The sequence below is a fragment of the Pseudomonas sp. 22189 genome (assembly GCF_052045635.1).
Lineage (GTDB): Bacteria > Pseudomonadota > Gammaproteobacteria > Pseudomonadales > Pseudomonadaceae > Aquipseudomonas > Aquipseudomonas parakoreensis.
Genome location: NZ_JBQEPG010000024.1, coordinates 1 through 26,238 on the forward strand (window position 1 = coordinate 1; position 26,238 = coordinate 26,238).

General features: G+C 65.0%; 2 protein-coding genes (1 of these 2 only partly in view). Both read left to right on the forward strand.

Going from position 1 to position 26,238, the window contains the following annotated elements; translation table 11 throughout:
- Positions 1 to 197 precede the first annotated feature (197 nt).
- Positions 198 to 13,211, forward strand: coding sequence for an amino acid adenylation domain-containing protein (locus ACTJKS_RS22025; protein WP_440828989.1), 13,014 nt, complete (start codon positions 198 to 200; stop codon positions 13,209 to 13,211).
- Positions 13,208 to 26,238, forward strand: the 5' portion of a protein-coding gene (locus ACTJKS_RS22030) for a non-ribosomal peptide synthase/polyketide synthase (RefSeq protein WP_262948581.1). The gene runs 4,792 nt beyond the window's last position; the window shows 13,031 of its 17,823 coding nt (coding positions 1-13,031); it begins with the start codon at positions 13,208 to 13,210; its stop codon lies beyond the right edge, outside the window. Before ACTJKS_RS22025 ends, ACTJKS_RS22030 begins: the two co-directional genes overlap by 4 nt.

The following is a 26,238-nucleotide window of genomic DNA, read 5'->3' on the forward strand; positions in this document are numbered from 1 at the left end:
CTTTTAACAGCAAGATCAAAAGATCGCAGCCTGCGGCAGCTCCTACAGGGTGATTGCGGCGACCGAGCCGGACGCTTGTCCCCGCTTCCCATGTCAGCCCCGCAAGCCCCGATGTTTTAGTTTTTCCAGGCTGCACACAGCAGGCACGGACTCGCGGCTGCGCGCTCCTTTTTCTCGTATTTACAGCAGGTTATCCCATGCATTTCAGCGAACTGATGGCTGTTCTTTCCACCCATGCGATCCGCCTTCAACAGGACGATGAAGACCTGGTCATCCTGGGCAGCGACGACGCGCTGGACGATGCGTTGTGGGACAGCCTCAGCGAACACAAGGCGCAGCTGCTGGAACTGGTCGCGCAAAACGGTGGCGACTGGCTGAGCCCGGCGTTTCGCATCACCCCGGACATGCTGCCGCTGGTGACACTGGATCAGCCGACCATCGACCGGCTGGTGGCCAAGGTGCCCGGTGGCGCCGCCAACCTGCAGGACATTTACCCGCTGGCGCCGTTGCAGGAGGGCATGCTTTACCTGCACCTGTCGGCACCCGCCGGCGATCCTTACGTGTCACAAGCGCGGTTCGCCTTCGACAGCCGCGAACGGCTGGAGGCCTTCGCCGAGGCGTTGCAGTGGATGATCGAACGCCACGACATTCTGCGCACTTCGTTTGTCTGGGAACGCCTGGACGAACCGCTGCAAGTGGTGCAGCGGCAGGCTCGTCTGCACTGCGAGGAAATCGCCCTCGACCCGGGCGCGGATGTATTGGCGCAACTGCTGGAGCGCTATGATCCACGATACTTCCGCCTCGACATCCAGCAGGCGCCGCTGCTGCGTCTGGTGTACGCCATGGACCCGGCCAACGGGCGCGTGGTTGCGCTGTTGCTGTTCCACCACCTGATCATGGACCACGTCGCCCTCGACGTGGTGCGCCGCGAAACCCGCGCACACCTGCTCGGCCAGACCGCGCAGGTCGGGCCGCCGGTGCCGTATCGCGATCACCTGGCCAAGGCCCGTCTGCGTCTGGACGAGCAGGTTCACGAAGCGTTTTTCCGCGAGATGCTCGCCGATATCGACGAGCCGACCTTGCCCTGTGGTCTGCAGGACGTGCAGGGCGACGGCCAAAGCATCGAAGAAGCCGTGCTGATGCTCGACGCCGACTTGAGCCGGCCACTGCGCACGCAGGCGCGTCAGCTCGGGGTCAGTGTGGCGAGCCTGATGCACTTGGCGCTGGCGCGGGTGCTCGGCCAGTTGTCGGGCCGCACCGCTGTGGTGTTCGGCACCGTGTTGCTGGGGCGGATGGAGGCGGGTGAGGGCGGCGAACAGGCGCTGGGGATGTTCATCAACACCTTGCCGCTGCGGGTGGATGTCGGGGCGGACGGCGTGCGTGACGGGGTGCTGGCCACCCATCGACGCCTGACCGCGTTGCTCGGCCATGAACAGACCTCGCTGGCACTGGCCCAACGTTGCAGTGCGGTGGCGCTGCCGACGCCGTTGTTCAGCGCGATCCTCAACTATCGCCACAGCAGCAGCGAAGAGATCGCCGAGGTCAGCGAACTGGCCCCTGGCGTGCAAGTGCTGGGCGCCCGCGAGCGCACCAACTACCCGCTGACGATCAACATCGACGACCTCGGCGAAGACTTGCGCATCACTGCGCTGGCGGATGCGGCGCTGGGTGCCGAACGCATCGCCGCTTACCTGCACACCGCGTTGCACAGCCTGCTGCAGGCCTTGCAATCGACTCCGGATGCGCCGCTGCAACGCCTGAATATCCTGCCGGCCGCCGAGCGCGAATTCTTGGTGCACGGGGTCAACTCGCCGTTGCCGCAATTCCCGGAAACGCCGTTGATTCATCAGCAGTTCGAAGCGCATGCGGCGGCACGCCCGGAGGCCACAGCGCTGCTGTTCGAGGAGCAGACACTGAGCTACGGCGAGCTCAACCGCCGCGCCAATCAGCTTGCGCATCACCTGCTGGCACAGGGAATTCGCCCGGATCAGCGCGTGGCGATCTGTGTCGAGCGCGGCCCGCAAATGCTCATCGGCCTGCTCGGTATCCTCAAGGCGGGCGCCGGTTATGTGCCAATCGACCCGGCGTATCCGCTGGAGCGCATCGCCTACACCCTGCAGGACAGCGCCCCGGTGGCGCTGCTGATTCAGGCCGATACGCTGGACCGGATTGGCGCGCTCGAAGTGCCGAGCATCGATCTGGACAGTGTGCAGTTGCAGGCTGAACTCAGCAGCAATCCGCAGATTCCCGAGCTGAGTCCGAGTCATCTCGCCTACGTGATCTACACCTCGGGCTCCACTGGGCTGCCCAAAGGCGTGATGGTCGAACACCGCAACGTCACGCGCCTGTTTTCCGCGACCCACGACTGGTTCAACTTCAACCCGCAGGACGTGTGGGCGCTGTTCCATTCCTTCGCCTTCGATTTCTCGGTGTGGGAAATCTGGGGCGCGCTGGCGTTTGGCGGCCAGTTGTTGCTGGTGCCGCAGGCCGTCAGCCGCTCGCCGGACGACTGCTACGCGCTGCTGTGCCACAGTGGCGTCACCGTGCTCAATCAAACGCCGAGCGCCTTCCGCCAGTTGATCGCCGCGCAGGGCCGCAGCCCGCTGCAGCACTCGTTGCGCGAAGTGATCTTCGGCGGCGAAGCGCTGGAACCGGGCCTGCTCAAACCGTGGTACGCGCGGGTCGGCAATGCCGGTACACGGTTGGTGAACATGTACGGCATCACCGAAACCACGGTGCACGTGACCTATCGGCCACTGGAGGCAGCGGACTCGCTACTGGTCGGGTGCAGCCCGATTGGCGTGGGCATTCCCGACCTGCAACTGTACGTGCTCGACGCGCAGCGCGAACCGGTGCCGGCCGGCGTGATCGGCGAGTTGTACGTCGGTGGCGCCGGGGTTGCCCGCGGCTACCTCAATCGTGAAGCGTTGACTGCTGAGCGCTTTATTGCCGACCCGTTCAGCGGCCGTGCTGCAGCGCGCCTGTACAAGACCGGTGACCTCGCGCGCTGGTCAGCGGATGGCAGCCTCGAATACCTGGGGCGTAATGACGATCAAGTGAAGATCCGGGGTTTCCGCATTGAACTCGGTGAAATTGAAGCTCGCCTCGCCGCCTGCGCCGGTGTGCGCGAAGCGCTGGTGATCGCTCGTGAAGACAGTCCCGGTGACAAGCGTCTGGTCGCCTACTGGCTGGCCGCCGCAGGCACTGAACCGAGCGCCGCGCAATTGCGCGACGCGTTGCTGCAATCGCTGGCCGACTACATGGTGCCGAGCGCCTTTGTGCGCCTCGACGCCATACCGCTGACCACCAACGGCAAGCTTGATCGCAAAGCCTTGCCACAACCGGACAGCGACGCGTTCGCCCGTCGCGGTTTCGAAGCCCCGCTGGGGCCAGTGGAAACCCTGATCGCCGGCATCTGGCAGAGACTGCTCGGTGTCGAGCAGGTCGGGCGGCACGACAATTTCTTCGAACTCGGCGGCCATTCGTTGTTGGCGGTGAAACTGATCGAGCGCATGCGCCAGCACGACTTGCAGTGCGACGTGCGCGTGCTGTTCGGCCAGCCGAGCGTGGCAGCATTGGCGGCGACCTTGAGTCACCGTCACGCCCGGCAGGTGCCGGAGAATCTGATTCCTGCCGATTGCACGCGGATCACCCCGGACATGTTGCCGCTGGCCACGCTGGATCAGGCCGCCATCGACCGCGTGGTCGCCAGCGTGCCCAGCGGCGTCGCCAATGTTCAGGACATTTACGGCTTGGCACCTTTGCAGGCGGGGATCCTCTATCACCATCTGGCGACCAGCGCCGGTGACCCCTACGTGTTGCAGGCGCAATTCGCCTTCGCCGGTCTGGCGCAGATCAAGGCCTTCGTCCGTGCGTTGAATGCGGTGATCGCGCGCCACGACATTCTGCGCACCAGCGTGGTCTGGGAAGGGCTTGAAGAGCCGGTGCAAGCGGTCTGGCGTGAAGCGCCGCTGGCACTGGAGCGGATCGACGCCGACCTGCTGGAAGGCGATGTGCTGGCGCAGATGCAGGCGCGGTTCGATCCACGGCACTACCGCCTCGACCTGCGCCGCGCGCCGCTGATGCGTCTGGCCTACACCGAAGACCGTGAACAACAGCGCTGGGTCGGCATCCTGTTGCTGCACCACATCGTGCTCGACCACACCGCACTGGAAGTGTTGCTGGCGGAAATGAACGACAGCCTGTACCCGAGCGGCGCCGATTTGCCGATGCCGGTGCAGTACCGCAACTACGTGGCGCAGGCGCAGCAACAGGCCAATGCCGAGGCGCATGAAGCGTTCTTCCGCGACATGCTCGGCGACATCGACGAGCCGACTGTGGCCTTCGGTGTGCAGGACGTGCATGGCGATGGCAGCAGCAGCGTCGAGAGCGCGCAAGCGCTGGATTCGGGCGTGGCCCAGCGCTTGCGCGAACAGGCGCGGCGCCTCGGCATCAGCGCCGCGAGTCTGGTGCACCAGGCCTGGGGTCAGGTGCTGGCAAAGGTCTCGGGCCGTGAGGAAGTGGTATTCGGCACCGTGCTGCTCGGGCGCATGCAGGGCGGCGAGGGCGCCGACCGCGCACTCGGCATGTTCATCAACACCTTGCCGTTGCGGGTCAGTGTTGGCGCGACCGACGTGCAGCAAGGCGTGCGCGCTACCCATGAACGTCTGGCGCAACTGCTGGCGCATGAGCAGGCCTCGCTGTCGCTGGCCCAGCGTTGCAGCGGTGTTGCCGCGTCGCTGCCGCTGTTCAGCAGCTTGCTCAACTATCGCCACAGCGCGGCCGAACCGGCTGGTGTGACCTGGGACGGGATCGAGATTCTCAGCTCGCGCGAGCGCAGCAACTATCCGCTGGTGGTCAGCGTCGACGACCTCGGCACCGGTTTCCGCCTTAGCGTGCAAGCGGTGCCGCAGGTGGATGGTGCGCGGGTCTGCGATTACTTGCAGACCGCGCTGCACAATCTGCTGACGGCGCTGGAGCACAATCCGGCCACACCGCTGCGACAGATTTCGGTGCTGTCGCCGAGCGAACGCCAGCGGGTCGTGGTCGGGTTTAACATCACCGGTCGCCAATACCCGCCGGCGCAAACCGTGCAGCGTTTGTTCGAGGTTCAGGCGGCAGCGCATCCCGAGGCCTTGGCGGCGGTGCAAAGTGCGCAGCAGTTGCGCTATGGCGAACTCAATCAACGGGCCAATCGTCTGGCACATCACCTGATTGGCCTCGGTGTGCAGCCCGATGACCGGGTCGCCCTGTGTGCCCGGCGCAGCCCGGACATGCTGGTCGCGTTGCTGGCGATCCTCAAGGCCGGCGCCGGTTATGTGCCGGTTGATCCAGCGTATCCGGCGGAACGCATCGCCTATCTGTTGCAGGACTGCGCCCCGGTGGCGGTGGTGGCGCAGGCATCGACTCGCGATCTGCTCGGTGGCGTGCCGGTCATCGATCTGGACAACGACCTCTGGCAGCACCTGTCGGATGCCAATCCGCAGGTGCCGGCATTGACGCCGAACCATCTGGCTTACGTGATCTACACCTCCGGCTCCACCGGCCAACCGAAAGGCGTGATGGTCGAGCATGCGACTCTGGAAAACCTCGTGCACTGGCACGCTGAAGCCTTTGACTTGCAGGCCGGCAGCCAGACCGCGAGTGTCGCCGGTTTCGGTTTCGATGCCATGGCCTGGGAAGTCTGGCCGGCGCTGTGTGTTGGCGCGACCTTGCACCTGCCGCCGCCGTCGATCCGCAACGAGCACCTCGACGAGCTGCTCGACTGGTGGTGCGCGCAGCCGTTGCAGGTCAGCTTCCTGCCGACGCCGGTGGCCGAATACGCGTTCAGCCGGCAATTGCAGCACCCGACCTTGCGTACGCTGCTGATCGGCGGCGATCGACTGCGTCAGTTCAATCGCCAGCAAACCTTTGAAGTGATCAACAACTATGGCCCGACCGAAGCCACGGTGGTCGCCACCTCGGGGCGGGTAGAGCTTGACCAGCCGCTGCATATCGGCCGCCCGATCGCTAACGCCAAAATCTATGTGCTGGACGCTGAGCAGCGTCCGGTGCCGGTGGGTGTAGCGGGCGAGTTGTATGTCGGCGGGGCGGGTGTGGCGCGGGGTTATCTGAATCGCCCGGAGCTTAGCGCTGCGCAGTTCCTCTTCGATCCGTTCAGCGACGAGCCGCAGGCACGCATGTACCGCACCGGCGATCAGGCGCGCTGGCTGGCCGACGGCAACATCGAGTACCTGGGGCGCAACGACGATCAGGTCAAACTGCGTGGCGTGCGTATCGAACTCGGTGAAATCGAAGCCGCGCTCGGCAGCCACGTTGCGCTGCAGGAAGCGGTGGTGCTGGTTCGCGATGGGCGGCTGATTGCGTGGTTCACCGAGCGCACGGCGGTCGATATTCAACAGTTGCACGCGCATTTACAGGCACGCTTGCCGGATGCGCTGCTGCCGGCGGCTTACGTGCGGCTGGATGCATTGCCGCTGACCGCCAACGGCAAGATTGACCGCAAGGCCTTGCCTGAACCGGAGCAGGGCGCGTGGCTCAGCCGCGAATATGAAGCGCCACAAGGTGCGGTGGAAACTGCGCTGGCGCAGATCTGGATCGACGTGCTGAACGTCGAGCGGGTCGGTCGTCACGACAACTTCTTCGAACTGGGCGGGCATTCGCTGCTGGCGGTGAGCCTGATCGAGCGCATGCGCCAGATCGACCTCGCGGCCGACGTGCGCGTGTTGTTCAATCAGCCGACTCTGGCCGCATTGGCGGCCGCTGTGGGCAGCGGTCGCGAAATTGAGGTGCCGGCCAACCGCATTCCGCCGGGCTGCACGCACATCACCCCGGACATGCTCAGCCTGACTGAACTCGATCAAGCGAGCATCGAGCGCATCGTCGCCACCGTGCCGGGCGGGGCTGCCAACGTGCAGGACATCTATCCGCTGGCACCGCTGCAGGAAGGCATTCTTTACCACCACTTGAGCGCCGAACAGGGCGATCCGTACCTGCTGCAATCGCGGCTGATCTTCGACAGCGTCGAGCGCCTGCGCACCTTCAGCCAAGCCTTGCAGCAGGTCATCGCGCGTCACGACATTCTGCGCACCAGCGTGGTCTGGGAAGGGCTGGCGAGTCCGCAGCAAGTGGTCTGGCGTCAGGCGCCGCTGGTGGTGCAGGCGGTGCCGCTGGATCCGGCGCAGGGCGACGTTCTTGAACAGTTGCACGCGCGCTTCGATGCCCGGCACAACCGCCTCGACCTGAGCCAGGCGCCGCTGATGCGCATCGTCTACGCCGAAGACCCGGCACAGCAACGTGTGGTGGCGATCATCCTGTTCCAGCACTTGATTCTCGACCACACCGCCATGGAGGTGGTCGGCCAGGAAATGCGTGCTTTCATGTTCGATCAGGCCGACCGCCTCGGCACGCCGATGCCGTACCGCAACTACGTGGCGCAGGCGCGTCTGGGCGCCAGCGAGCAGGAGCACGAAACGTTCTTCCGCGACATGCTTGGCGATATCGATGAACCGACCCTGCCGTTCGGTCTGCATGACGTGCAAGGCGATGGCGGCGACATCGAGGAGGCGCAGCAAGCCGTGGATGCCGGGTTGACTCTGCGCCTGCGTGAACAGGCGCGGCAGTTGGGTGTCAGCCCGGCGAGCCTGATGCACCTGGCCTGGGCGCAGGTGTTGGGGGTGCTTGCCAACCGTCGCGACGTGGTGTTCGGTACGGTGCTGTTGGGGCGTTTGCAGGGCGGCGAGGGCGCGGATCGCACCCTGGGCGTGTTCATCAACACCTTGCCGCTGCGGGTGGATGTCAGCGAAGGCGTGCAGTCGGCTGTCAAGACCACCCACGCACGGCTGACCGCGCTGCTGGCCCATGAACACGCACCACTGGCGCTGGCTCAGCGCTGCAGCGCGGTGTCCGGCGCGCCGCTGTTCAGCGCACTGCTCAACTACCGGCATACCGTCGCCGAGGCGCAGCCGCGTGACGGTCAGGGCATCTGGGAAGGCGTGCAATTGCTCGGCGGCGAAGAGCGCAGCAACTATCCGCTGACCCTCAGCGTCGACGATCTCGGCGCAGACTTTTCCCTGTCCGTGCTGGCGTTGACGCAGATCGGCGCGCAACGCATCTGCAGCTACATGCACACCGCGCTGGAGCATCTGCTGCACGCACTGGAGCAGGCGCCACAGCGTCCGCTCAACCGTTTGCCGATTCTCTCGGTCGATGAATACGAGCGCTTGCTGGTCGGTTTCAATCCGACCGCAACGGCCTATCCGCGCGGTGCAACGATTCAGACACTGGTGCAAGTGCAGGCCTCGCAGCAGCCGCAGGCACTGGCGGTGGTGCAGGGCACGCAACAGCTGACCTATGCGCAACTCAATCAGGAGGCCAATCGCCTGGCGCATCACTTGCTCGGCCTCGGCGTGCAACCAGACGACCGGATTGCCGTGTGCCTGCCACGCAGCCCGCAAATGCTGGTGGCGCTGCTGGCGATTCTCAAGGCTGGCGCCGGTTATGTGCCGGTCGACCCGGCGTACCCGGCGGAGCGCATCGCCTACCTGTTGCAGGACAGCGATCCGGTGGCGGTGCTGGCGCAGGGCTCGACCCGCGAGCTGCTGGGCCGGGTGCCGGTGATCGATCTGGATCAGAACCTCTGGCAGCACCTGGCGGAGACCAATCCACAACTGCCGACGCTGACCCCGGCGCATCTGGCCTACGTGATCTACACCTCGGGTTCGACCGGCCAGCCGAAAGGCGTGATGGTCGAACACGCAACCCTGGAAAACCTTGTGCACTGGCACTGCGAGGCGTTCGACCTGCATGCCGGCAGCCACACCGCCAGCGTCGCCGGTTGCGGTTTCGACGCGATGGCCTGGGAGGTCTGGCCGGCGCTGTGTGTCGGCGCGACCCTGCACCTGCCGCCGCCGTCGATCAGCAACGAACACCTCGATGAACTGCTCGACTGGTGGCGCGCGCAACCGTTGCAAGTGAGCTTCCTGCCGACGCCGATTGCCGAATACGCCTTCAGTCGTGAGCTGGGTCACCCGACCTTGCGCACGCTGTTGATCGGTGGCGACAAGTTGCGCCAGTTCCCGCGTGAGCAGACCTTTGCCGTGATCAACAACTACGGCCCGACCGAAGCCACGGTGGTCGCGACGTCCGGGCACATCAATGCCGGACAGCTGCTGCATATCGGCCGGCCGATGAGCAACGCCAGAATCTACCTGCTCGATGAACAGCAACGTCCGGTGCCGGTTGGCGTGGCGGGCGAACTGTACGTCGGTGGCGCGGGTGTCGCCCGTGGTTATCTGAACCGTCCCGAGCTGACCGCCGAACGCTTCCTCGAAGACCCGTTCAGTGACGAACCGCAGGCGCGCATGTACCGCACCGGCGACCTCGCGCGCTGGCTGGCCGACGGCAATATCGAGTACCTGGGGCGTAACGACGATCAGGTCAAACTGCGCGGCGTGCGGGTGGAACTGGGGGAAATCGAAGCCGCGCTGTCCAGCCATGCGGCGGTGCAGGACGCGGTGGTGCTGGTGCGCGAGGCGCGGTTGATCGCCTGGTTCACTGCCCGCGCAGCGGTCGATATCGAAGAGCTGCGTGCGCATCTGCAAGCGCGTCTGCCGCAGGCACTGGTGCCGGCAGCCTACGTCCGGCTTGAGGCGCTGCCGCTGACCGCCAACGGAAAACTCGACCGCAAGGCCTTGCCCGAACCGGATCAGGACGCCTGGCTCAGCCGCGAATACGCAGCGCCGCAAGGGCCGGTGGAAACTGCGCTGGCGCAGGTCTGGGCCGAGGTGCTGCAAGTCGAACAGGTCGGACGTCACGACAACTTCTTCGAACTGGGCGGGCATTCGCTGCTGGCGGTGACCCTGATCGAGCGCATGCGTCAGCTCGGCCTGAGCACCGACGTGCGCGTGCTGTTCAGCCAGCCAACCCTGGCCGCGCTGGCGGCCGCCGTCGGCAGCGGTCGCGAAGTCGCGGTGCCGGATAACCTGATTCCACTCGGTTGCACGCATATCACTCCAGACATGCTGACCCTGCTGCAACTGGATCAGGCCAGCATCGAGCGCATCGTCGCCACGGTGCCAGGCGGGGCCGCCAATGTGCAGGATATTTATCCGCTGGCGCCGTTGCAGGAAGGCATTCTTTATCACCACTTGAGCGCCGGGCAGGGTGATCCGTACCTACTGCAATCGCGCCTGGCATTCGACAGCCTCGAACGCTTGCAGGCCTTTGCCGCTGCGCTGCGCCAGGTCATGACTCGCCATGACATCCTGCGCACCGGAGTGGTCTGGGAAGGGCTGGCGACGCCGGTGCAAGTGGTCTGGCGTGAAGCCGAGCTGCCGCTGCAGGAGGTTGCATTCGATCCGGCGGGCGGTGATGTTCTGGCGCAGTTGTATGAGCGTTTCGACGCGCGGCATTACCGCATCGACCTCAGTCAGGCGCCGCTGATTCGCCTGGTGTACGCGCAGGATCCGGCCAATGACCGGGTGGTCGCCATGCTGCTGTTCCATCACATCGCCATGGACCACACGGCGCTGGCCGTGGTGCAGGAGGAAATGCAAGCGATCCTCTTTGGTCACGACGAAGCACTGCTGCCGGCCGTGCCCTATCGCAACTACGTGGCGCAGACCCGGCTGGGCGTCAGTGAGCAGGAACACGAAGCGTTCTTCCGCGCGATGCTCGGTGACATCGACGAGCCGACGCTGCCGTTCGGTCTGCTGGAGGTGCGCGGCGACGGGCAGGATATCGAAGAAGTCCGGGAGAACGTGCCCGAAGCGCTGGCGCGGCGCCTGCGCAGCCAGGCGCGGCAGATGGGCGTAAGCGTCGCGAGCCTGTTCCATCTGGCGTTTGCTCAGGTATTGGCGGCGACTTCCGGACATGCGCGCGTGGTGTTCGGCACCGTGCTGCTGGGGCGGATGCAGGGCGGTACCGGCGCCGATCGCGGTCTGGGGATGTTCATCAATACGCTGCCGCTGCGGGTGGATCTGGGTGATGTTTCGGTGCGTGCCGGCGTGCGTGCGACCCATGCGCAACTGACCGCATTGCTCGGCCATGAACATGCGTCACTGGCATTGGCCCAGCGTTGCAGCGGGTTGGCCGCGCCGTCGCCGCTGTTCAGCGCGATGCTCAATTACCGACACAGCGTCAGCGAGGAACAGCAGCAGGCCACGCGTCTGAGCTGGCAGGGCATCGAAAATCTTTCCAGCGAAGAGCGCACCAACTATTCGCTGAGTCTCAATGTCGATGACCTGGGCGAAGGTTTTATCCTCACCGCCATGACCCCTTCGCGCATAGGCGCGGCACGGGTGTGTGGCTTTATGCAGCAGGCGCTGGCGGGGCTGGTCGAGGCACTGGAACAGACACCGCAGCAGACCTTGAACCGCCTGCCGGTGCTGGCGGATGCCGAGCGCCAGCAGTTGCTGTTCGGCCTCAATGCCACGGACGTCGATTACGACCTTGAGCAGACCATTCATGGCTTGTTTGAAGCGCAAGTGGCGCGTTCGCCGCAGGCGCCCGCCGTGGTCGCGGGTGAGCCGCAACTGAGCTACGCCGAACTCAACGCCCGAGCCAATCAACTGGCGCGGCACCTGCGTGAATTGGGTGTAGGGCCGGATGCGCGGGTGGCTATCTGCGTCGAGCGCGGTCTGGACATGGTGGTCGGGCTGCTGGCGATCCTCAAGGCCGGTGGCGGTTATGTGCCGCTGGACCCGGCGTATCCGCTGGAACGTCTGGCCTACATGCTGGAGGACAGCGCGCCGCTGGCGGTGCTGGTGCAGGGTTCGACGCGTTCGTTGCTCGGCGATATAGCGGTGCCGCTGATCGACCTGGATCAGCCGTACTGGCAATCGCTGCCGACGGACAATCTATCGCTCGCTGAGCTGACCCCGCAGCACACTGCGTACGTGATCTACACCTCCGGCTCTACCGGCCAGCCGAAAGGCGTGATCAACGAACATAGCGGGGTGGTCAACCGCCTACTGTGGATGCAGGACGCTTACCAACTGAGTTCCACTGACACGGTGCTGCAAAAGACCCCGTTCAGCTTCGACGTCTCGGTCTGGGAGTTCTTCTGGCCGCTGATGACCGGCGCACGACTGGTCATGGCCCGACCTGAAGGGCACAAGGATCCGCAATACCTCAGCGAAATCATCGAGCGCGAACACATCACCACGCTGCACTTCGTACCGTCGATGCTCGACGTCTTTCTCGCCCACGCCGAAACCGCACGTTGCAGCAGTCTGCGTCAGGTGATGTGCAGCGGCGAAGCCCTGCCGGGCAGCGTGGTACGACGCTTCAAACAGCAACTGTCGGGCAGCGGACTACACAACCTCTACGGCCCGACCGAGGCAGCGGTGGACGTGACCGCGTGGAACTGCGCCGGGCCGCTGGAACAAACGCCAGACAACACGCCGATCGGCAAACCGATCGCTAACACCCGCATGTACATCCTCGATGCCCAGCAGCAACCGGTGCCGCACGGCGTGGTGGGTGAGCTGTACATCGGCGGCGTGCAAGTGGCGCGCGGTTATCTGAATCGCCCGGAACTGAACGCCGAGCGCTTCCTCAACGATCCGTTCCAGGCCAATGGGCGGATGTACCGCACCGGCGACATCGCGCGTTACCTGCCGGACGGCAACATTGAATACCTCGGTCGCAACGACGATCAGGTGAAGATCCGTGGTTTGCGCATCGAGCTCGGCGAGATTCAGGCGCGTTTGACCCAGATCGACGGCATCCAGGAAGCCGCCGTACTCGCCCGCGAAGATGCGTCCGGCGACAAACGTCTGGTGGCGTACTACACCGGGGCACGCCTGGAAGTCGACGTGCTGCGCAGCCATCTGCTGGAAAAACTGCCGGACTACATGGTGCCCGCGCTGTTCGTGCATCTCGATGCATTGCCGCTGAGCCCCAACGGCAAGCTCGACCGCAAGGCGCTGCCGGCGCCGGATCTGGCCGCATTGCCGGTGCGCGAATACGAAGCCCCGGTGGGCGACGTCGAAATCACCCTCGCACGGCTCTGGGCCGAGTTGCTCAACGTCGAGCGGGTAGGGCGCCACGATCATTTCTTCGAACTGGGTGGGCACTCGCTGCTGGCGGTCAGTCTGATCGGCCGGCTGCGTCAGGAAGGCATGGAAGCCGATGTCAGGTCGCTGTTCGAACATCCGACCCTGGCCGGCTACGCCGCAATTACCGAACGAATGGAGATCGTCCTGTGAACGTGATCGAACTGTTGGCCACATTGAAGGCTAAAGATATTCAGCTGGCGGTCGCGGACGACCAATTGCGGGTCAATGGCAACAAGCAGGCGTTGAACGACCCGGCGTTGCTGGCGCTGTTGCGCGAGCACAAACCGGCGCTGATCGAACTGATCAAGGCCGGGCAGTACTCGGCCAGCAAGCACGGCCAGGTCGAGGTGCCGGCCAACGGCATCGTTGCCGGCACCACGCGCATCACCCCGGCGATGCTGACGCTGGTCGAGCTCGATCAGGCGACCATCGACCACCTCGTCGCACAAGTCCCCGGCGGCGCAGCCAACGTGCAGGACATCTACCCGCTGGCGCCGCTGCAGGAAGGCATCCTGTATCACCACGTCAGTGGCGGTGACGGTGATCCGTATGTCATGCAATCGCATTTCGCCTTTGCCAGCCGCGAGCGTTTTCAAGCGTTCGCTCAAGCGCTGCAAGCAGTGATCGATCGCCATGACATTCTGCGCACCGCTGTGCATTGGGCCGGACTGGACGCGCCGGTGCAGGTGGTCTGGCGCCGGGCCGAACTGCCGGTGGAAGACGTGACGCTGCCAGATGCCGCCAACGACGTTCTGGCGTATCTGCATGAGCGTTTCGACGCCCGGCACTTCCGCCTCGACGTTACCCAGGCGCCGCTGATGCGTCTGGCCCACGCGTGGGATGAGGCCGGGCAGCGGGTGATCGCCACGCTGTTGTTCCATCACATGGCCCTCGACCACTCGGCCCTCGACGTGGTGCGCCACGAAATGCGCGCCTGCCTCACCGGGCAGCGTGAACGGCTCGGGCGCCCGGTGCCGTTTCGCAACTACGTGGCGCAGGCGCGTCTGGGCGTCAGCGAGGCCGAGCACGAGGCGTTTTTCCGCGAGATGCTCAGCGACATCGACGAACCGACGCTGCCCTACGGCTTGCAGGATGTGCAGGGTGACGGCAGCGAAATCGTCGAACTCAGCGTGCCGGTCGCGGCGCTATTGGGCCAGCGTCTGCGGGCGCAGGCGCGGACGCTCGGCGTCAGTGTCGCCAGCCTGTTCCATCTCGGCTGGGCGCAGGTGCTGGCCGCGCTGACCGGCAAGCAGCAAGTGGTGTTCGGCACCGTGCTGATGGGCCGCATGCAGGGCGCCGAAGCGATTGACCGGGCGCTGGGGATTTTCATCAACACCTTGCCGTTGCGGGTGAACATCGACGGGCAGGACGTGCGCGCGGCGGTCAACGCCACCCACGCCCGGTTGACCACGCTGATGCGGCACGAACACGCACCGCTGGCCCTGGCTCAGCGCTGCAGCCACGTGGTGGCGCCGACGCCGCTGTTCAGCACGCTGCTCAATTATCGTCACAGCCACAACGTCGCCACCGCCAGCGCCGAAACCCTCGCGGCGTGGGACGGTATCTCCACGTTGCACTCCGAAGAGCGCAGCAACTATCCGCTGACGATGAGTGTCGATGACCTCGGTGACGCCTTCAGCCTGACCCTGCTGGCCAGCACCGAGACCGATCCGCAGCGCATCTGCGACTACCTGCTCTGCGCACTGCAGAACCTGCTGCTCGCCCTGGAGCAGGCGCCGCAGACACCGGTCAATCAATTGCCGATCCTGCCGGCGGCAGAGCTTGAACAGCTGTTGCGCGGCTTCAATGCCACTCAAGTGGATTTCCCTGCTGCACAGACCATTCAGCAACGTTTCGAGGCGCAGGTGGCCGAACGGCCGGACGCGCTGGCGGCAGTGTTTGCCGACGCGCAACTGACCTACGCCGAACTCAATCGTCAGGCCAACGCCTTGGCGCAGCATCTGATCGGCTTGGGCGTGAAGCCTGACGATCGAGTCGCCATCGTCGCCCGCCGTGGGCTGGACACCCTGGTCGGACTGGTGGCGATCCTCAAGGCCGGCGCCGGTTACGTGCCGATTGACCCGGCGCACCCGGCGGAGCGCTTGAACTACCTGCTCGACGACAGCGCGCCAGTGGCGGTGCTGACCCAAAACAATCTGCGCGAGCGCTTGCCGACGCTGACCGTGCCGGTACTCGAACTCGACCGCTGCAACTGGCCGCAGGGCGTGACCCAGAATCCGCGCGTTCCCGGCCTGAGTACCGAAAACCTGGCCTACGTGATCTACACCTCCGGTTCCACCGGTCTGCCCAAAGGCGTGATGGTCGAGCATCACACCTTGAGCAACCTGGTCGACTGGCACTGCACCGCGTTCGACCTCTGTGCCGGTCGCCACACCTCAAGCCTCGCCGGTTTCGGTTTCGATGCGATGGCCTGGGAAGTCTGGCCGGCGTTGTGCGCAGGCGCGACCCTGCATCTGGCGCCGACCCACGAGGGCGGCGAAGACATCGATGCCTTGCTGGCGTGGTGGTGCGCGCAGCCGCTGGACGTGAGCTTCCTGCCGACCCCGGTGGCCGAATACGCCTTCAGCCAGAACCTCGAACACCCGACCCTGCGCACGTTGTTGATCGGCGGCGACCGCTTGCGGCAGTTCAATCGCAACCAGCATTTCGACGTGATCAACAACTACGGCCCGACCGAGGCCACAGTGGTCGCAACCTCAGGTCTGGTGCAAAGCGGCGACGCGCTGCACATCGGCAAACCGCTGAGCAATGCCACGGTGTACCTGCTCGACGAACAGCAGCGCCCTGTGCCAATTGGCGTGGCGGGCGAGTTGTACGTTGGCGGTGCCGGGGTCGCCCGTGGCTACCTGAACCGCCCGCAAATGACTGCCGAGCGCTTTTTGCGTGACCCGTTCAGCAGCGCACCCAATGCGCGGATGTACCGCACCGGTGACCTTGCGCGCTGGCGCGAGGACGGCAACCTCGAGTACCTAGGGCGCAACGACGATCAGGTGAAGATCCGTGGCGTACGCATCGAGTTGGGCGAGATCGAAACCTGCCTCAACCAGTTGCCGGGGATTCAGGAAGCGGTGCTGCTGGCCCGCGAAGATCAACCCGGCCAGCCGCGACTGGTGGCCTACTTCACCGAACAGGCGCAGGTCGAAGCGCTGCCGGTGGGCGAGTTGCGCGCGCAATTGCTCAGCCGTTTGCCGGAGTACATGGTGCCGACCGCGTTCGTCAAACTCGCCGCGCTGCCGCTGACCGCCAATGGCAAGGTCGACCGCAAGGCCTTGCCGGCGCCGGATCTGGCGGCGCTGTTCACCCGCGAGTACGCAGCGCCCGACGGCGAGGTGGAAACCGCGTTGGCGCAGATCTGGGCCGACGTGCTGCAAGTCGAGCGGGTCGGGCGTCAGGATCACTTTTTCGAACTCGGCGGGCATTCGTTGCTGGCGATGCGCATGGTTTCGCAAGTGCGCCAGCGCCTGGGTGTCGAGCTGGCGCTGAGCGATCTGTTCGCCAACGCCGAACTGGCGGCGGTTGCGTCAGTGCTGAGCGAGGCCGGACGCTGTGCGCAACCACAGATCGTGCCGGTACCGCGTGACGGCGCGTTGCCGCTGTCGTTCGCCCAGCAACGCCTGTGGTTCCTCGCGCAAATGGAAGGCGCCAACACCGCCTACAACATTCCCGTGGCCCTGCGGCTGCGTGGCCGTCTCGACGACGCGGCGCTGCAACGCGCACTGGCGCGGATCGTCGCCCGCCACGAAACCCTGCGCAGCCGTTTCGCGCAATTCAACGACGAAGCGCAGGTGCTGATTGCCCCAGTGGATACCGGTCTGCTGCTGCGGGTCGAAGACCTGCGCCAGCACCCGCAACCTGAGGAAACCCTGCAGGCGCTGATTCAGGGCGAAGCCTCCGGGCCGTTCGACTTGCAGGACGATCCGTTGATTCGCGGGCGACTGGTGCGGTTGGCCGACGATCACCATGTGCTGTTGCTGACCCTGCACCACATCATCTCTGACGGTTGGTCGATGGGGGTTTTGACCCGCGAGCTGATGGCGCTGTATCAGGCGTTCAGTCATGGCCAGCCGGATCCGTTGCCGCCGCTGGCGCTGCAATACACCGACTACGCGGTGTGGCAACGGCGCTGGCTCAGCGGCGAGGTGCTGCAACGCCAGAGCGAATACTGGCAACAGACCCTCGCTGGCGCCCCGGCGCTGTTGATGCTGCCGACCGATCGGCCGCGCCCGGCGCAGCAGGACTATGCCGGCAGCAGCGTTGCCGTGGTGCTCGACGAGCGCCTGAGCGCCGGGCTCAAAGCTTTGGGCCAGCGCCACGGTGTGACCCTGTACATGACGCTGATGAGTGCCTGGGCGATGCTGCTCAGCCGCTTGTCCGGACAGGCGGACGTGGTGATCGGTTCGCCAGTGGCCAACCGCACCCGCGCCGAAATCGAAGGCCTGATCGGCATGTTCGTCAACACTCTGGCCTTGCGCATCGACACCTCGGGCGAGCTGAGCGTCGAAGCGCTGCTGGCGCGGGTCAAGGCGCAAACCCTGCAAGCGCAGGCGCATCAGGATCTGCCGTTCGAGCAAGTGGTGGAAATCACCCGGCCCGTGCGCAGCCTGGCGCACAGCCCGTTGTTCCAGACCTTGCTCAGTTGGGACGGTCTCGAAAGCCCGGCGCTGGCCCTCGGCGAACTGACGCTGGAAGGCGTGGCCGAGCCTAGCCATTTTGCCAAGTTCGACCTGTCGCTGAGCCTCAGTGAGTCCAACGGCATCATTCGCGGATCGCTGGAATACGCCACGGCGTTGTTCGACCAGAGCACGGTCGAGCGCTTCGTCGGTTATTTCCAGCGCCTGTTGCAGGCGATGGTCGGCAATGATCAGGCGCTGCTGGAACAGGCGCCGCTGCTGGCGGAGGAGGAACAGCAGCGTTTGTTGGTCGAGTTCAATGCCACCGAGGTCGATTACGACCTTGAGCAGACCATTCATGGTCTGTTCGAAGCGCAAGTGGCGCGCACGCCGCAGGCTATTGCGCTGCAAAGTGACGAGCAGCGTCTGAGCTTTACCGAACTCAACGCCCGGGCCAATCAACTGGCGCGGCACCTGCGCGAATTGGGCGTAGGGCCGGACTCACGGGTGGCGCTCTGCGTCGAACGCGGTCTGGACATGGTGATCGGGCTGCTGGCGATCCTCAAGGCTGGCGGCGGTTATGTGCCGCTGGATCCGGCGTATCCGCTGGAGCGTCTGGCTTACATGCTGGAAGACAGCGCGCCGCTGGCGGTGCTGGTGCAGGGGGCGACGCGTTCGTTGCTCGGCGAAGTCGCGGTGCCGGTGATCGATCTGGATCAGCCGCATTGGCAATCGCTGCCGACAGACAATCTTGCGATAGCCGAACTGGTCCCGCAGCACACCGCGTACGTGATCTATACCTCCGGTTCCACTGGCCAACCGAAAGGCGTGATCAACGAACATAGCGGGGTAGTCAACCGCCTGTTGTGGATGCAGGACGCTTACCAACTGAGTTCTGCCGACACGGTGTTGCAGAAAACCCCGTTCAGCTTCGACGTCTCGGTTTGGGAGTTCTTCTGGCCGTTGATGACTGGCGCCCGATTAGTCATGGCCCGGCCCGAGGGACACAAGGATCCGCTGTATCTCAGCGAAATCATCGAACGCGAACACATCACCACGCTGCACTTTGTTCCCTCGATGCTCGACGTCTTTCTCGCCCACGCCGACACCGCACGCTGCAGCAGCCTGCGTCAGGTGATGTGCAGCGGCGAAGCCCTGCCGGGCAGCGTGGTGCGCCGCTTCAAACAGCAACTGCCGGGCAGCCAATTGCACAACCTCTACGGCCCGACCGAAGCGGCAGTGGACGTGACCGCGTGGAACTGCGCCGGACCGCTGGAAAGTACACCGGACAACACGCCGATCGGCAAACCGATCGCCAACACCCGCATGTACATCCTCGATGCCCAGCAACAACCGGTGCCGCACGGCGTGGTCGGCGAGTTGTACATCGGCGGCGTGCAGGTGGCGCGCGGTTATCTGAATCGCCCGGAACTGAACGCCGAACGCTTCCTCGACGATCCGTTCCAGAGCAACGGGCGGATGTACCGCACGGGTGACGTCGCCCGTTATCTGGCGGACGGCAATATCGAATACCTCGGTCGCAACGACGATCAGGTGAAGATCCGTGGTTTGCGCATCGAGCTCGGCGAGATTCAGGCACGCCTGACCCAGATCGATGGCGTGCAGGAAGCCGCCGTACTGGCTCGCGAAGACGTGCCGGGGGACAAGCGTCTGGTCGCGTACTACACCGGCGCACAGCTGGAAACCGACGTGCTGCGCAGCCATCTGCTGGAAAACCTGCCGGACTACATGGTGCCTGCCGTATTCGTGCATCTCGATGCACTGCCGCTGAGCCCCAACGGCAAACTCGACCGCAAGGCGTTGCCGGCGCCGGATCTGGCGGCGCTGACCGCCCGTGAATATGAAGAGCCGGTCGGCGAAGTGGAAATCGCCCTCGCGGAGCTCTGGGCCGAGTTGCTCAAGGTTGAGCGGGTAGGGCGCCACGACCATTTCTTTGAACTGGGTGGCCACTCACTGTTGGCGGTGAATCTGGTGGCGCGGATGCGCCGTGCCGGCCTGAGCGCCGACATCCGCGTGCTGTTCAACCAGCCGACCCTCGCCGCACTGGCCGCTGCGGTGGGCGGTGAACCGGAGGCCGAAGTCGCGGCCAACCTCATCCCGGCGGACTGCATGCGCATCACTCCCGAGCTGCTGCCACTGGTGGCGCTCGACCAGCCGAGCATTGACCGCATCGTCGCCAGCATCCCCGGCGGCGTGGCCAATGTGCAGGACATCTATCCGCTGGCGCCGTTGCAGACCGGCATCCTCTTTCATCACTTGTCCGCCGCCCAGGGCGATCCGTATGTGTTGCAGGCGCAGTTTGCGTTTGCCGATGAGCAACGCTTGAACAGCTTCACCCAAGCCTTGCAGAACGTAATCCAGCGCCACGACATCCTGCGCACCTCGCTGTTCTGGGACGGCCTGCAAGACCCGGTGCAAGTGGTCTGGCGTGAGGCGCCGCTGGCGTGCGAAGCGCTGGAACTGGATGGCGCGGACGGTGATGTACTGGAGCAATTGCGCCGGCGCTTCGACGCCGCGCAGTACCGCATGGCCGTCAATCAGGCGCCGCTGATGCGCGTAGTGCACGCGTGGGATTCAGCCAATCAGCGGGTGGTGGCGTTGTTGCTGTTCCATCACCTGGTCATGGATCACGTGGCGCTGGAGGTGCTGCAACACGAGATGCAGGCGGTCCTGATCGGTCAGCCGCAGCGTCTGGTCGAACCCGTGCCGTATCGCAATTACGTGGCGCACACCCTGTCGGGGCTGAGCGACCAGCAGCACGAAGCGTTCTTCCGCGAGATGCTCGGCGACGTCGACGAACCCACCTTGCCTTACGGGCAGAACCCGGCGCAGGAAGGGCTGGCCACGCAGGCCCGGTTGAGCCTCGACGCCACGCTGAGCCGCAACCTGCGCAGTCAGGCGCGGCGCCTGGGTGTCAGCGCTGCAAGTCTGATGCACCTGGCATGGGCGCAGGTACTGGGGCGATTGTCCGGTCGTGACGACGTGGTGTTCGGTACGGTATTGCTCGGTCGCTTGCAGGGCGGCGAGGGCGCCGAACGGGCGCTCGGGGTGTTCATCAATACCTTGCCGCTGCGCATTGATCTGCGCGCGCACAGCGTCAAGGGCGCAGCACTGGCGACGCATCAATTACTCAGCAAGCTGCTCCAGCACGAACACGCGCAACTGGCGCGCATTCAGCATTGCAGCGCCATGGCGTCGAGCACGCCGCTGTTCAGCACGTTGTTCAATTACCGTCATGGTGCCTCGGCGGGTGGCGGTTCTGCCGAGGCCCGGGCGGCCTGGCAGGGCATGCAATTGCTCGAGGCCGAGGAGCACAGCAACTACCGCCTGACCCTTAGCGTCGACGACCTCGGCGAAGGCTTCAGCCTGACCGCACTGGCCGGCGCCGGCATCGATGCGCGGCGCATTTGCGACTATTTGCAATGCGCCTTGCACGCGCTGGTGGAGGCGCTGGAGCACTCGCCGCATCAAGGCTTTGAACGGCTGTCGATCCTGCCGGGCGCCGAGCGCGAGCAGGTGTTGCACACCTTCAACGCGACCCGCGCCGATTACCCGCAGGGGCTGACGATCGCCCAGCGTGTCGAGCAGCAAGTCATTGAACGGCCGCAGGCGCTGGCAGCGGTGTTTGCCGGTGCCTCGCTGAGCTATGCCGAGTTGAACCGCCAGGCCAACACCTTGGCGCATCATCTGATTGCATCGGGTGTACAGCCTGACGACCGCGTGGCCATTGTCGCCCGGCGCGGTCTCGATACGCTGGTCGGGCTGGTGGCGATTCTCAAGGCCGGCGCCGGTTATGTGCCGGTGGATCCGGCGCACCCGGCGGAGCGCCTGAGCTATCTGCTGCAAGACAGTGCGCCTGTCGCGGTGCTGAGCCAAAGCGATCTGCGTGAACGCCTGCCGGCATTGTCGGTGCCGCTGATCGACCTTGATCTGCGCCAGTGGCCAAACGAGCCAATCGACAACCCGTCGCTGCCGGCCCTGACCCCGCAACACCTGGCCTACGTGATCTACACCTCCGGCTCCACTGGCCTGCCGAAGGGCGTGATGGTCGAGCATCAGACCCTGAGCAACCTGGTGGACTGGCACTGCGCGGCCTTCGATCTGCACGCTGGCAGCCATACTTCAAGCCTGGCCGGGTTCGGTTTCGACGCCATGGCCTGGGAAGTCTGGCCGGCCTTGTGCGTTGGCGCGACCGTGCATCTGGCGCCAAACCATGACGGCAACGAAGACATCGACGCGCTGCTGACCTGGTGGCGTGCGCAGCCGCTGGACGTGAGCTTCCTGCCGACCCCGGTGGCCGAGTACGCCTTCAGTCAGGAGCCGGCGCATCCGACCCTGAAAACCCTGTTGATCGGCGGCGATCGTCTGCGCCAGTTCAACCGCAACCAGCCGTTCCGGGTGATCAATAACTATGGCCCGACCGAAGCCACGGTGGTGGCGACCTCCGGCCTGATCGAGGCGGGCGACGTCTTGCACATCGGTAAACCGGTGAGCAATGCCACGGTGTATCTGCTCGACGCGCAGCAACGTCCGGTGCCGCTGGGGGTGATCGGTGAGTTGTATGTCGGCGGTGCCGGCGTGGCCCGGGGTTACCTGAACCGTCCGGACATGACCGCCGAACGCTTTCTGCGCGATCCGTTCAGCAGCGTGCCAAATGCACGTCTGTACCGCACCGGCGACCTGGCGCGCTGGCGCGAGGACGGCACGCTTGAATACCTCGGGCGCAACGACGATCAGGTGAAAATCCGTGGCGTGCGTATCGAGTTGGGTGAGATCGAAACCCGCCTCAATCAGCTCGACGGCGTTCAAGACGCGGTGCTGCTGGCCCGAGAGGATGAACCCGGCCAGCCACGTCTGGTGGCGTATTTCACCGAACAGGGCGCCGCGCTGAGCGTTGGCGATCTGCGCGCCCGGCTGTTGGCGCAACTGCCGGAATACATGGTGCCGGCGGCATTCGTCAGGCTCGACGCATTACCGCTGACCGCCAACGGCAAGGTCGACCGCAAGGCGCTGCCGAAGCCGCAGCTGACCGCGCTGTTCAGCCGCGAATACGTCGAACCGCAAGACGCGCTGGAAACCGCGCTGGCGCAGATCTGGGCCGAGGTACTGCAGGTCGAGCGGGTCGGTCGGCATGATCATTTCTTCGAACTCGGCGGCCATTCGCTGCTGGCCATGCGCATGGTCGCGCAAGTGCGTCAGCAACTGGGGCTGGAGCTGGTGCTGGCCGATCTGTTCGCCAACCCTGAACTGGCGGCGGTCGCCGAGTGCCTGTGCGTCGCGCAGGTCAGTAGCCAACCACCGATCGTAGCGGTGCCGCGTGACGGCACGCTGTCCTTCGCCCAGCAGCGCCTGTGGTTCCTCGCGCAAATGGACGGCGGCAATTCGGCGTACAACATTCCGCTTGGCCTGCGCCTGGGTGGGCGGCTCGATAGCGAAGCCTTGCAGCGCGCGCTGACGCAGATCGTTGCGCGCCACGACACCCTGCGCAGCCGTTTCGTCAGCGTCGACGATCAGGCGCAGGTGATGATTGCACCGGTCGACAGCGGCCTGCTGTTGCAGGTGGAAGACCTGCGCCAGGATTCACAGGCCGAAGCCACGGTGCAGGCACTGCTCACGCAGGAAGCCGCGACGGCCTTCGATCTGCAGCACGATCCACTGATTCGCGGACGCCTGCTGCGTCTGGCCGACGAGCAGCATGTGCTGTTGCTGACCGTGCATCACATCGTCGCTGACGGTTGGTCGATGGGCGTGCTGACCCGTGAGCTGATGGCGCTGTACCAAGCCTTCAGTCACGGGCAACCGGATCCATTGCCACCACTGGCGCTGCAATATGGCGACTACGCCGTGTGGCAGCGGCGCTGGCTCAGCGGTGACGTGCTGCAGCGGCAAAGCGATTACTGGCAGCAGACCCTCGACGGCGCGCCGGCGTTGCTGACCCTGCCCACCGACCGTCCGCGTCCGCCACAGCAGGACTTCGCCGGCAGCAGCGTCGAAGTACGGCTGGACGAGCGTCTGAGCACCGGGCTCAAAGCCTTGAGTCAACGGCACGGCGTGACCCTGTTCATGACCCTGATGAGTGCCTGGTCGCTGTTGCTGAGTCGGTTGTCCGGGCAGTCCGACGTGGTGATCGGCTCGCCGGTGGCCAACCGCACCCGGGCCGAGATCGAAGGCCTGATCGGCATGTTCGTCAACACCTTGGCGTTGCGTATCGACACCTCGGGTGAACCGAACGTGGCCACGCTGCTGGCACGGGTCAAGGCGCGCACGCTGGAGGCGCAGGCGCATCAGGATCTGCCGTTCGAGCAAGTGGTGGACATCGCCCGGCCGGCGCGCAGTCTGGCGCACAGCCCGCTGTTCCAGACCACGCTGAGTTGGGACAGCAGCGTCGGCCCGCACCTGGCGCTGGGCGATCTGAGTCTTGAAGCTGTGGCCGCGCCGGGCCGGGTGGCCAAGTTCGACCTGACCCTGACCCTGGCTGAGGTCAACGGGGTGATTCGCGGTTCGCTGGAATACGCCACGGCGTTGTTCGATCACGCGACCGTCGAGCGTTATGTCGGCTACTTGCAGCGCCTGCTGGCGGCGATGGTCAACGATGAGCGGACAGTGCTGGAGCATGTGCCGTTACTCACCGAGTCTGAGCGTCAGCGCTTGCTCTACGACTTCAACGCCACTGCACGCGAATACCCGCAAACACTGACCGTGCACGGGATTTTCCAGCAGCAGGCAGCGGCGCATCCCAAGGCGGTGGCGGCGGTGCATGGCGAGCATTCGCTGAGCTACTTCGAGCTGAACGCTCAGGCCAACCGTCTGGCGCATCACTTGATCGGCCAAGGCGTGCAGCCGGGCGACCACGTGGCGATCCTGTTGCCGCGTTCGCTGGAATTGCTGGTGGCGCAACTGGCGATTGCCAAGTGCGCGGCGGCCTATGTGCCGCTGGATATCAATGCGCCGAGCGAGCGGCAGGCGTTCATGGTCGAGGACTGTCAGGCCGCAGCGTTGCTGACCCTCAGCCGTGAAGTCATCGACTACGCTGCACCACGCATCGACCTCGACCGCTTGACCCTCAGCGGCCAACCGACGCACAACCCGAATCTGGCGCAGTCCTCGGAATCGCTGGCGTACATCATGTACACCTCCGGCTCCACCGGCACGCCGAAAGGTGTGATGGTGCCGCACCGCGCCATCGGCCGCCTGCTGCTGAACAACGGTTACGCCGATTTCAATGCGCAGGACCGCGTGGTGTTCGCCTCCAACCCGGCGTTCGACGCCAGCACCATGGACATCTGGGGGCCATTGCTCAACGGCGGACGCGTGGTGGTGATCGATCACCAGACTTTGCTTGATCCGAACGCCTTTGGCCGCGAGTTGAGCGCAACCGGGGCGACGGTGCTGTTCGTCACCACTGCGCTGTTCAACCAGTACGTGCAGCTGATTCCGCAGGCGCTCAAAGGCCTGCGCATTCTGTTGTGTGGTGGTGAGCGTGGCGATCCGGCGGCGTTCCGTCGACTGCTGGCCGAGGCGCCAGAGTTGCGCATCGTGCATTGCTACGGTCCGACCGAAACCACCACGTACGCCACGACGTTTGAAGTGCGTGAAGTGGCGGAAAACGCCGAGAGCGTGCCGATTGGCGGGCCGATCTCCAATACCCAGGTGTACGTGCTCGACGCGCACCAGCAACCGGTGCCGATGGGCGTGACCGGCGAGTTGTACATCGGCGGGCAGGGCGTGGCGCTGGGTTACCTGAACCGCGCCGATCTGACCGCCGAAAAGTTTCTGCGTGATCCGTTCAGCGAGCAACCGGGCGCGTTGCTGTATCGCACCGGCGACCTCGCACGCTGGCTGGCCCCGGGGCAGCTCGATTGCATCGGGCGCAATGACGATCAAGTGAAGATCCGTGGTTTCCGTATCGAGCTTGGGGAAATCGAAAACCGCCTGCTCAACTGCCAAGGGATCAAGGAGGCCGTGGTGCTGGCGCGCCGCGATGGTCAGGACATCACGCGTCTGGTGGCGTACTACACCGCGCACGCCGGCCACCTGGACAGCGCCGATCTGCACGCGCAGTTGCTGGCGCGACTGCCGGAATACATGCTGCCAAGCGCGTGGGTGCAATTGGATGTGCTGCCGTTGAACAACAACGGCAAGGTCGACCGCAAGGCGCTGCCGGCGCCGACACAGGCAGCGATGCTCAGCCGGGTGTATGTGGCGCCGATCTCGGCGCTGGAACACCATTTGGCGCGGATCTGGGCTGGCTTGCTGCAGCTCGAACAGGTCGGTCGTCACGACAGCTTCTTCGAACTGGGCGGGCATTCGTTGCTGGCGATGCGCATGCTGTCGCAGGTGCGCCAGCAGTTGGGCGTCGAACTGACACTTGCCGAGCTGTTCGCCAATCCCGAACTGGCCGCTGTCGCCGAGGTGCTGAGCCGGGCGGGGCGCAGCACCTTGCCGGAGATTTTGCCGGCACCGCGTGATCAGCGATTGCCGCTGTCCTTCGCCCAGCAACGCCTGTGGTTCCTGGCGCAGATGGA